Genomic DNA, 9,920 nt, shown 5'->3' with positions numbered 1-9,920 from the left:
CGCCGGCCGGCGGGTCCGCACCCGCAGGCCCGGGCCGCTCGGACCCAGGGCGGCACCGGGTCGACCGGGATGGACGGTCTGGCTCGCCCTCGTCACGGTGGCCTGCTGCCTCTCCTCGATCGCCGCGCAGGTGCACCTGCGCAGCTCGGGAGACCTCGCGCGATCGGTCGAGGAGCGCGCGGTCGTCGCGCTGGTCGGGCAGGTGACCTCCGAGCCCGTCCCGGTCGCGTCCCCCTGGCGGTCCGAGGCAGACCCGCCGCAGCTGCGCGTCCTCCTGCGTGTCGACCAGGTGACGGTCCGGGGCCGGGCGGGACGGGCAGCAGCGAGCGTCCTCGTGATCGGTGAACCGAGCTGGGACGGGGTCGAGCGAGGGGCCCAGGTCCGGGCTGTGGGGCGGCTGCGGGGCGGTGAGCCGGGGGAGGCGACCCTCGGCGTCCTCAGCGCGAGCGGGCCTCCCGAGGTCCTCGCCGCACCTGCGGGCCCGGCGAGCTGGGTGGCGGTTGCTCGTGCCGCCCTGCTCGAGGCCAGCGACGAGCTGGCCCCTGATGCCCGAGGGCTCGTCCCCGGCACCTCGATCGGAGACACGCGCAGGGTGCCGGAGGACCTCGACGCGGCCATGCGCACGGCGAGCCTGACGCACGTCACGGCCGTCTCGGGGGCGCACTTCGCGATCGTCTCGAGCACGGTCCTGGTGCTGCTCGCGACCTCCGGGGCGCCGCGGTCGGCCCGCGTCGCCGTCGCTGCGGTCACCATGCTGGGGTTCGTGCTGCTGGTGCACCCTCAGCCGAGCGTGATGCGCGCCGGGCTGATGGGCTCCCTCGGCCTCGTCGGACTGCTGGTCGGTCGGCCGTCTCGTGCCGCTCCTGCCCTGGGTGCCGTGGTCGTGGTGCTGGTCGTGCTCGATCCCTGGCTCGCGCGGTCCTACGGGTTCATCCTCTCCGTGCTCGCGACGGGAGCGATCGTCCTGCTGGCCCCGGCCCTGGTGCGGGCCCTGGACGCAGGCCGCCCGCGCGGGATGCTCCTGGCGGTGCCCCTCTCTGCCCAGGCGGTCTGCGCCCCGGTCCTGGTCCTGCTCGAGCCGGTGGTCGGGCCGTACGCCGTGCCGGCGAACCTCCTGGCCACGCCGGCGCTGGTTCCTGCGACCCTGCTGGGGGTCCTGGCGACCCTCGTGGCCCCGTGGGCACCACCACTCGGCTCTGTGCTCACCCACGCCGCGGCTGTCCCGGCGACGTGGATCGCGTGGGTCGCTCGGGCTGCCGCAGGCCTCCCGGGCGCGACCATCGCATGGCCTGCGGGCCCGGGCGGGGCACTCCTGCTCGCCGTGCTCACGGCGGGCGCGCTCGTCGGCGTCCTGCGGGCGGCGCGGCGCCGGGCCATGGAGTGACGGCGGTTCATGGGAGGCTGACGCCATGGCACGTCCCCCGCGCCGCAGCGCGCCCTCGACGAGCTCGGCCCTCTCCTGGGACGAGGTGGCCCCGGCCCCCGTGGTCCTCGTCACGGGGACGGAGACCCTCCTGGCGGAGCGGGCCGTCGACCGCGTGCTCGCCCAGGCTCGTGCGGCCGACCCCGCGGTCGAGGTGACCCGGGTCTCGGCTGCGGGGTACGAGGGTGGTCGTCTTCGCGTGGTCGTGAGCCCGAGCCTGTTCGACGAGCCCAGGGTGGTGGTGATCGACGAGCTGCACGCCGCCACCGACGCGGCACTCGCGGAGGTCGTCGAGTACGTCGCCGAGCCCGCGAGCGACGTCGTTCTCGTGCTCGTCCACGGAGGCGGTGTGCGGGGCAAGAAGGCCCTCGACGCGATCCGGGGCTCAGGGGCCGTCGTGGTGGCCTGCGAACCGATCAAGCGCGAGGCCGACAAGAGCGCTTTCGCCACGGCGGAGCTGCGCCGAGCCGGTCGGCGGGCCGACGCCTCGGGACTCCGGGCACTCCTCGAGGCATGTGGGGCGGACCTGCGCGAGCTCGCCGCGGCCTGCCAGCAGCTCGCGGCGGACACCAGCGGGGTGATCACCGGACAGGCGGTGGCCCGCTACTACGGGGGCAGGGTCGAGGCGACCGGGTTCAAGGTCGCGGACGCTGCGGCCTCGGGCCGGGCGGGGGATGCGGTCGCACTCCTGCGACACGCCCTCGCGACCGGCTCCGACCCCGTTCCCGTCGTGGCAGCCCTCGCCGCGAAGCTCCGGCTCCTGGCGAAGGTCGCGGCGGCGCGAGGGCGTGGCCTCGACCCTGCACGCGACCTGGGTCTGGCCCCCTGGCAGGTCGACCGGGCGCGCAAGGAGCTCGTCGGATGGACCCCGGAGTCCCTCGCCACCGCGATCGCGGCGGTTGCCCGGGCTGATGCCGAGGTCAAGGGGGCGGGTAAGGATCCCGTCTTCGCGGTCGAGCGCGCCGTGCTCCGTGTCGCCGAGGCCGCTGGCGGCTGATCACCGCGTCCACTCCGCGGGACGGGCGGGCGTGGGTCGCGCGACGGGTGCTGGTCACGAGAGGAGTGACTCGGGTACCGGTCTTGAGGTCTGGACCCTGTGAGCCTCGTCTCTCGCGAGGCTCCACGAGCCGCAGGATATGCCCCGGTCTCTGCGTGTTCATGCTCAAAAGTCCCTCATGATCGCGTCAAAGAGCCAGGTCAGAGGGGGTGCAAACACGGAGAAATCCTGTCATAGTCGTCGTGACACACTGCGTCGTCCCACGAGGAGCTCCCCATGAACCGCACCACGAAGATCGTCTCCACCGCCCTGCTGGCCCTCGGCCTCGCCGTGGTCGGACTGCCCGTCCCGGGTGATGGCGTCTCGGTGACCGCCATAGGGAGCACGGGCTGCTGCAAGCAGTAGTTGACGATTTCACCCTTGCGGAGCCGCCGAGCCCCTCCCGCTAGGGCGATGTCAAGGCTAGAGTGACCAACTGTGACTGAACTCTCCGAGCGACTCCGTGATGAGCGCACCCGTGCCGGAATGTCCCAGACCGCTCTCGCGGGCGACGACTTCTCGCCGAGCTACATCTCGTTGATCGAGGCCGGCCGTCGAGTACCGACGGACGCGGCCCTCGCGGTGCTCGCCGACCGGCTGGGGACCACCGCGGACTACCTCCGCCACGGGGACAAGGCTCCGAGCGAGGAGCGTGCCCGGTTGGAGATCGGCTTCGCGCGCCTCGCTCTCGCGAACGGCGCGGCTGAGGAGGCGCGGGATCGACTCCTTGCCCTCGACCTCTCGACGATCGCGCCGAGGCACCACACCGAGGCCCTGCACGCCCTCGCCCAGGCCCACGAGGCCCTCGGTGAGCTCGACGAGTCGATCGCCGTGCTCGAGCCGCTCCTCAAGGAGGCGCGGCAGCGGGGTCGTGCCACCGAGGCGGCGGGCCTCGCGACGAGCCTCGTCGCGGCCTACCACGAGGCCGGCGACCTCGGGCACAGCATCGAGCTCGGGGAGCAGGTGCTCCACGAGCTCGAGACCCTCGGCGTCGCGGGGACCGACGAGCACCTGAGGCTCGCCTCCACGATCCTGTGGTCCTACTACGAGCGGGGCGACCTGCTCTTCGCTGCGCACCGAGCCGCCGAGCTCGTCAGGCTCGCCGACGAGACGGGCACGATGCGTGGTCGGGGCAGCATCTACTGGAACGCGTCGTTGGTAGCCGAGGGGCGTGGTGATCTTGCCGAGGCGCGCCGGTTGACCGAGCGTGCCCTCGCCTACATGAGTGAGGGGGCCAGCAGCCGGGACGTGCCACGCCTGCGCCTGCACTACGCATGGCTCCTCCTCCGCCTGGACGCCCCAGAGCCCGAGGCGGCCCTCGAGCAGCTCGGGCGGGCCCAGGCCGACCTGACCCTCGTGGGCTCGGAGGTGGAGCTCGCGCGGTGCGACTTCGAGGGTGGGCGTGCCCGCCTGCTTCTCGGCGAGATCGCCGCGGCGGAGGATCTCGTTCGGGCGGGGCTCGGACGGCTCGACGAGACGGCCACACTCGACCGATGCAACGGCCACATCCTGCTCGGCGACGTGCTCGCCGCTCAGGGCGCTCTGGACGAGGCCCACGCCGCCTACCGCTGGGCAGCGGACATGCTCGGCATGATGTCCGCAGGGCGCGAGTCCGCCTCGGTCTGGCGAGCGCTGGGCGACCGCCTCCTGGCCCACGGCGATCTCGAGGGTGCGGCCCACGCCTACGAGACCGCGCTGCGCGAGGTCGGCATCCGCCCGACGACCACCCCGCTGGTCACCCCGGGGCAGGCGGCCACGACGCAGGCAGCAGGGTCTCAGAGCTCGGAGGCGTGATCGCGTCCACCTCGTCCGGGGCGGACACGAGCGCTGGCCTGCAGGGGGAGCCAGCGCTGGTGTCGCCACCGGACGTGGTGGCAGGTCACTGACTGCACGTGACGACGGCGCCGACCCCCGAGGGGGCCGGCGCCGTCGTCACGTCTGCGGGCGGAGCCGCACGCTCGTCAGAGCGAGGCGACCTGCTTCGCCAGGGCCGACTTGCGGTTGGCAGCCTGGTTGGCGTGGATGACGCCCTTGCTGGCGGCCTTGTCGAGCTTGGTCGACGCGGAACGCAGCGCGGTCGTCGCCGCCTCCTTGTCGCCGGCGGCGACGGCCTCGCGGACGCGGCGCACCTGCGTCTTGAGCTCGGACTTCACTGCCTTGTTGCGCAGCCGCGAGATCTCGTTGGTACGGATCCGCTTGATCTGGGACTTGATGTTCGCCACGTGTGAACTCTCTTGTGCGTATGGACAGGTCGTCGAGGGCGCGTCCGGCGCCGGGACTGGGGCGTGGGGACACCCGCGGAGAGGAGCCGGATCAGTGCCCGCCGACCTGGGCGGACACGCGTCCTCATATGCTAGCAGCCTGGGCCGTGAGGGAGCCACGTCGGCTCAGCGTCCCGCCCCTGGTCCGCAGCCCCGCCACTCGCGGCCCGTCGGCCGTGGATCGACCCGCCTTCGGGCAGGTGTGGGACCGTGCCGAGCTCAGGCATGGGACGATGGGTGACCTGTCCTCGTGCCCTCCCGATCCCCGGAGCCCATCGCTTTGTCCCCGATCCCGAGCACCGAGCTGACGTCGCGCATCCAGCCCGCGGCCACGCCGCCGTCGCTGCTGCGCAACTTCTGCATCATCGCCCACATCGACCACGGCAAGTCGACCCTCGCCGACCGGATGCTCCAGCTGACCGGCGTGGTGGACCAGCGTGCGATGCGTGCCCAGTACCTCGACCGGATGGACATCGAGCGCGAGCGGGGCATCACGATCAAGTCCCAGGCCGTTCGCATGCCGTGGGCCGTCGAGCAGGACGGCACCACCACGCCCTATGCGCTCAACATGATCGACACCCCGGGGCACGTCGACTTCACCTACGAGGTGTCCCGCTCCCTGGCCGCCTGCGAGGGGGCCGTTCTTCTGGTCGACGCCGCCCAGGGGATCGAGGCGCAGACCCTGGCGAACCTCTACCTCGCGATGGAGAACGACCTCGCGATCATCCCGGTGCTCAACAAGATCGACCTTCCTGCCGCCCAGCCCGAGCGGTATGCGGAGGAGATCGCGGGTCTGGTGGGTGGCGACCCCGCCGACGTCCTGCGCGTCTCGGGGAAGACGGGCGCCGGCGTGACCGAGCTGCTGGACCTCATCGTCGCGACCGTCCCGGGGCCCGTGGGCGATGCCGAGGCTCCCGCCCGGGCGATGATCTTCGACTCGGTCTACGACACGTACCGCGGCGTGGTCACCTACGTGCGCGTGGTCGACGGGCAGCTCAACCCGCGCGAGAAGATCGTCATGATGTCCACCCGGGCGACCCACGAGCTCCTCGAGATCGGCGTCATCTCGCCCGAGGCGATCCGGACCCAGGGGCTCGGCGTCGGCGAGGTCGGCTACCTGATCACCGGCGTCAAGGACGTCCGGCAGTCCAAGGTGGGTGACACCGTCACGAACGCCAGCAAGCCCGCGGGCCACGCCCTGGCCGAGTACCACGACCCCCGGCCGATGGTGTTCTCGGGCCTGTACCCGATCGACGGCTCCGACTACCCGGTGCTGCGTGACGCCCTGGACAGGCTCAAGCTCAACGACGCCGCCCTCGCCTACGAGCCTGAGACCTCGGTCGCGCTGGGCTTCGGCTTCCGGGTCGGGTTCCTCGGTCTGCTGCACCTGGAGATCATCCGTGAGCGGCTCGAGCGGGAGTTCGACCTCGACCTGATCTCGACAGCGCCCAACGTGGTCTACGAGGTCACGATGGAGGACCGCTCCGTGGTCACGGTGACCAACCCGAGCGAGTTCCCCGGGGGCAAGATCGGCGAGGTCCGCGAGCCGGTCGTCAAGGCGACGATCCTCGCGCCGAGCGAGTTCATCGGCGCCGTCATGGAGCTGTGCCAGGGCCGCCGCGGCGACCTGCAGGGGATGGACTACCTCTCCGCGGAGCGGGTCGAGATGCGGTACATGCTGCCGCTCGCCGAGATCGTCTTCGACTTCTTCGACCAGCTCAAGTCCAGGACCCGTGGCTACGCCTCGCTGGACTACGAGCCGGCCGGTGAGCAGGCAGCCGACCTCGTCAAGGTCGACATCCTGCTGCAGGGTGAGCAGGTCGACGCCTTCAGTGCGATCGTGCACAAGGAGAAGGCCTACGCCTACGGGGTGATGATGGCCGGCAAGCTCAAGGACCTCATCCCGCGCCAGCAGTTCGAGGTGCCGATCCAGGCAGCCGTGGGCTCACGAGTCATCGCGCGCGAGACGATCCGCGCCATCCGCAAGGACGTCCTGGCCAAGTGCTACGGCGGCGACATCAGCCGCAAGCGCAAGCTCCTGGAGAAGCAGAAGGAGGGCAAGAAGCGCATGAAGACCATCGGCCGGGTCGACGTGCCGCAGGAGGCCTTCATCGCTGCGTTGTCCTCCGACGACAGCGGCGGCAAGGACAAGCCCAAGAAGTGAGCACCCGGACCCGCGGAGCTAGCCTCCGGGTCGAGGCGTGAGCCCGGCCCTGCCCGACGGCGAGGTACCACCGCCGGACGGGAACCTGCCCGGGTGGGTCGCCGAGACCCCCCCTGAGGTCCCGGGATTCGGTGTCTACCTGCACGTGCCCTTCTGCACGGTGCGGTGCGGCTACTGCGACTTCAACACCTACACCGCGAGCGAGCTCGGCGGCGGTGCGAGTCAGCTCGCCTACGCCCAGACAGCCCTGCGTGAGATCGACCTCGCGGCGGCGACCCTCGAGGCGGTGGGGCGGGGCTCACGCGAGGTCGGCACGGTCTTCGTCGGGGGCGGCACTCCTACCGTGCTGCCCACCGAGGACCTCGTGCGGATGCTCGCCCACGTCCGGGGGACCTGGGGGCTCGAGGCCGGCGCCGAGGTCACGACCGAGGCGAACCCTGACTCGGTGACGCCGGACTCCCTGGCCCGGCTCGCCGGCGCGGGGTTCACGCGGGTGTCCTTCGGCATGCAGTCAGCCGTGCCGCACGTCCTGGCGACCCTGGAGCGGACCCATGATCCCGCGCGGGTACCCGAGGCCGTCCGGTGGGCCCGGGACGCGGGCCTGGCTGTCTCCCTCGACCTGATCTACGGCACGCCGGGGGAGTCCCTCGACGACTGGCGTCGCTCGGTCGAGGCCGCGGTCGCGTGCGGGGTGGATCACGTCTCGGCCTACGCGCTGGTCGTCGAGCCTGGCACGAAGATGGCCGTCCAGGTCCGTCGCGGCGAGCTGGACCTGCCTGACGGGGACGACCAGGCCGCGAAGTACGAGCTCGTGGACGACGTCCTGGAGGCCGCGGGCCTCACCTGGTACGAGGTCAGCAACTGGGCCCGGACCCCTGCTGATGCCTGCCAGCACAACCTCGCGTACTGGCGGGGTGCCGACTGGTGGGGGATCGGCCCCGGGGCGCACTCGCACGTCGGAGCAGGGCAGCGGGCCGTGCGGTGGTGGAACGTCAAGCACCCACGGGCCTACGCGTCGCGCCTGGAGGGTGGGCTGAGCCCGGCAGCCGGTAGAGAGCTCCTCGGTCGGGAGGAGGTCGGCCTCGAGCGGACCCTGCTCGGTTCACGCATCCGGGAAGGCCTCGCCCTCGGCTCGCTCACGGGTCGCGCGCGCACCGCCGTGGCCGGTCTCGTCGCAGACGAGCTGCTCGACGGACGCGCGGCCGTCCGAGGCCGGGTGGTGCTGACCCGTCGCGGGCGGCTCCTCGCCGACACGGTGGTGCGGGCGTTGACCGACTGAGCCCGACCCGACGGAGCCCGACCCGACGGAGCCCGACCCGACGGAGCCCTGACGCAGGACGGGAGGGCCGGCCTTCTGGCCGACCCTCCCGTGGCACCGCTAGGAGCTCACCGCACGTCTGCTGCGGTCCGGCTCTGGCTCCGTCGAGGTCGCTGCGTCGAGATCACTTCACCAGACGCAGGGCGAACGGGTACCGGTACGCCTCGCCCTTGTTCGCGGCGACCGCGGCGAGGATGCCGAAGATGAGCGCCGCGAGCCCTGCGGCGACCAGGATCAGGATCCCGATGAGGATCACGCTGGTCACCCAGCCGATCACGTAGGCGATCGCCAGCGTGATCTGCCAGTTCAGCGCCTCCTTCGCCTGCTCCTCGACGAAGCGCCCGCGCTCCTTGAAGATCAGCCAGATGACCAGTGGCGGGACGAAGCCGAACAGGATGCCGCCGACGTGGGAGAGCGTCGCCCACAGCCGCTGGTCGGAGTCGCTCAGCAGCGGCTGGGCGCCCGAGGTGGGGCCCGCGGGTGGCGGGGGCGGGTAGGCCCCCGGTGCGGAGTACCCGGGAGGCGGGGGCGTGCCACCACCTGCGGGCGGGGGCGGCGTCGCGCCACCCGGGTGGTCGTCGTGGTCGGGGTTCTGGGCGGACGGGTCGGTCGTCATGTCACTTCACCAGCTCGAGGGAGAAGGGGTACTTGTAGGCCTGCCCGCGGTTGACCGCCTGGTAGCCGAGCACCGAGAAGATGATGCCGACCACCCACACCACCGTGGCGAGGAGCCCGAGACCCGGGATGATCCAGCCGATGACGTTGAGGGCGATGTAGCCGATGAGCAGGGTGATCTGGAAGTTCAGGGCAGCCTTCGCCTCCTGGGCGACGAAGCCGCTGCGGTCCTTGTAGACGAGCCAGATGATGAGCGAGGGCAGGAAGCCGAGGATGCCTCCGAGGTGAGCCAAGCCGGCCCACTGGCGGACCTCGGCGTCGGAGAGCCCGGGAGCCCCGTGCGGACCTGCCGGCGGGGGCGTGCTCGGCCCCCCGGGCGGGTTCGGCGGTGTGTTGGGATCAGTCATGGCAGAGGCCTTTCGGTACGGACCGGTGGGCACCGGACGAGCGCACGCCCGCCGCAGCGGAGGTCGCTGCGCCGTGCGGCTCTCGCACCCTAGCGAAACGGGTCATCACGTGGGGAGGGGGTCTGCGGTCACGAAGTCGATGAGCTCCTCGACGCGGCCGAGCAGGGTGGGTTCGAGGTCGCGGTAGTCGCGCACCGTGCCCAGGATGCGCTGCCAGGCCCGGGCGACGTCGGCCTGGCTCTGCGCGGGCCAGCCCAGCTCGGCCAGGATCCCGCGCTTCCACTCGGTGCCGCGGTCGATGCGCGGCCAGGAGGTGAGCCCGACGCGTTCGGGACGTACGGCCTGCCACACGTCGACGTACGGGTGCCCCAGCACCAGCAGCGTGCCCGGGCGGGCGACGCTCATCGCGTCGGCGGCGATCCGCGACTCCTTGCTGCCGGGGACCAGGTGGTCGACCAGCACGCCGAGGCGGCGGCCGGGACCGGGGGAGAACTCCCGCACCGCCCCGGCGAGGTCGTCGACCCCGTCGAGCATCTCGACCACGACCCCTTCGAGGCGCAGGTCGTCACCCCACACCCGCTCGACGAGCTCGGCGTCGTGCTTGCCCTCGACCCAGATCCGTCCACCGCGGGCCACGCGCGCCCGGGCGCCGTGCACGGCGACCGACCCCGATGCGGTGCGGGTCGGGGCCGAGGG

Annotated in this window: 10 protein-coding genes; 6 read left to right on the top strand and 4 right to left on the bottom strand. The window is 72.0% G+C overall.

Annotation, left to right across the window (positions count from 1 at the left end; all coding sequences use genetic code 11):
- The 4 genes from L0B03_RS09160 to L0B03_RS09150 form a co-directional block, all read left to right on the top strand.
- The coding region (locus L0B03_RS09160) for a ComEC/Rec2 family competence protein (protein WP_250445505.1) at positions 1-1,384 on the top strand (1,384 nt) is incomplete at its 5' end.
- 25 nt (positions 1,385-1,409) lie between these two features.
- On the top strand, positions 1,410-2,420 hold the full coding sequence (gene holA, locus L0B03_RS09155; protein ID WP_250445504.1) for a DNA polymerase III subunit delta: 1,011 nt from the start codon (positions 1,410-1,412) through the stop codon (positions 2,418-2,420).
- Positions 2,421-2,696: 276 nt separating this feature from the next.
- Positions 2,697-2,825, top strand: coding sequence for a hypothetical protein (locus tag L0B03_RS19295; protein WP_284501588.1), 129 nt, complete (start codon positions 2,697-2,699; stop codon positions 2,823-2,825).
- 72 nt (positions 2,826-2,897) lie between these two features.
- Entirely contained in the window at positions 2,898-4,253 is a 1,356-nt protein-coding gene (locus L0B03_RS09150) for a helix-turn-helix transcriptional regulator (RefSeq protein WP_250445503.1), read from the top strand.
- A 167-nt stretch (positions 4,254-4,420) separates the two neighbouring features.
- Here L0B03_RS09150 and rpsT read toward each other — a convergent pair whose 3' ends face one another.
- Positions 4,421-4,681, bottom strand: coding sequence for a 30S ribosomal protein S20 (gene rpsT / locus L0B03_RS09145; protein ID WP_250445502.1), 261 nt, complete (start codon positions 4,679-4,681; stop codon positions 4,421-4,423).
- 319 nt (positions 4,682-5,000) lie between these two features.
- Between rpsT and lepA the strand changes: the two genes are divergently transcribed.
- A complete protein-coding gene (lepA, locus tag L0B03_RS09140) occupies positions 5,001-6,884 on the top strand; it encodes a translation elongation factor 4 (RefSeq protein WP_250445501.1) in 1,884 nt (627 codons plus the stop codon).
- 37 nt (positions 6,885-6,921) lie between these two features.
- On the top strand, positions 6,922-8,163 hold the full coding sequence (gene hemW, locus L0B03_RS09135; RefSeq protein WP_250445500.1) for a radical SAM family heme chaperone HemW: 1,242 nt from the start codon (positions 6,922-6,924) through the stop codon (positions 8,161-8,163).
- 163 nt (positions 8,164-8,326) lie between these two features.
- On the opposite strand, the gene L0B03_RS09130 is transcribed toward hemW, so the two are convergent.
- The 3 genes from L0B03_RS09130 to L0B03_RS09120 form a co-directional block, all read right to left on the bottom strand.
- Positions 8,327-8,818, bottom strand: a complete 492-nt coding sequence (locus L0B03_RS09130; RefSeq protein WP_250445499.1) for a DUF4870 domain-containing protein — start codon at positions 8,816-8,818, stop codon at positions 8,327-8,329.
- A 1-nt stretch (position 8,819) separates the two neighbouring features.
- Positions 8,820-9,224 carry a DUF4870 domain-containing protein gene (locus L0B03_RS09125; protein WP_250445498.1) on the bottom strand — a complete coding sequence of 135 codons (405 nt, stop codon included), beginning with the start codon at positions 9,222-9,224 and terminating at the stop codon, positions 8,820-8,822.
- Between the two features lie 105 nt (positions 9,225-9,329).
- On the bottom strand, positions 9,330-9,920 hold a 591-nt coding region (locus tag L0B03_RS09120), incomplete at its 5' end, for a DUF3097 family protein (RefSeq protein WP_250445497.1).

Source organism: Actinotalea sp. C106 (assembly GCF_023630195.1).
Classification (GTDB): domain Bacteria; phylum Actinomycetota; class Actinomycetes; order Actinomycetales; family Cellulomonadaceae; genus Actinotalea.
This window is presented reverse-complemented; position numbering and strand designations above follow the sequence as displayed.

Coding starts and splice junctions, on each gene's coding strand:
- L0B03_RS19295 (WP_284501588.1), top strand. CDS start 2,697: ATGAACCGCACCACGAAGATCGTCTCCACCGCCCTGCTGGCCCTCGGC.
- L0B03_RS09125 (WP_250445498.1), bottom strand. CDS start 9,224: ATGACTGATCCCAACACACCGCCGAACCCGCCCGGGGGGCCGAGCACG.
- holA (WP_250445504.1), top strand. CDS start 1,410: ATGGCACGTCCCCCGCGCCGCAGCGCGCCCTCGACGAGCTCGGCCCTC.
- L0B03_RS09130 (WP_250445499.1), bottom strand. CDS start 8,818: ATGACGACCGACCCGTCCGCCCAGAACCCCGACCACGACGACCACCCG.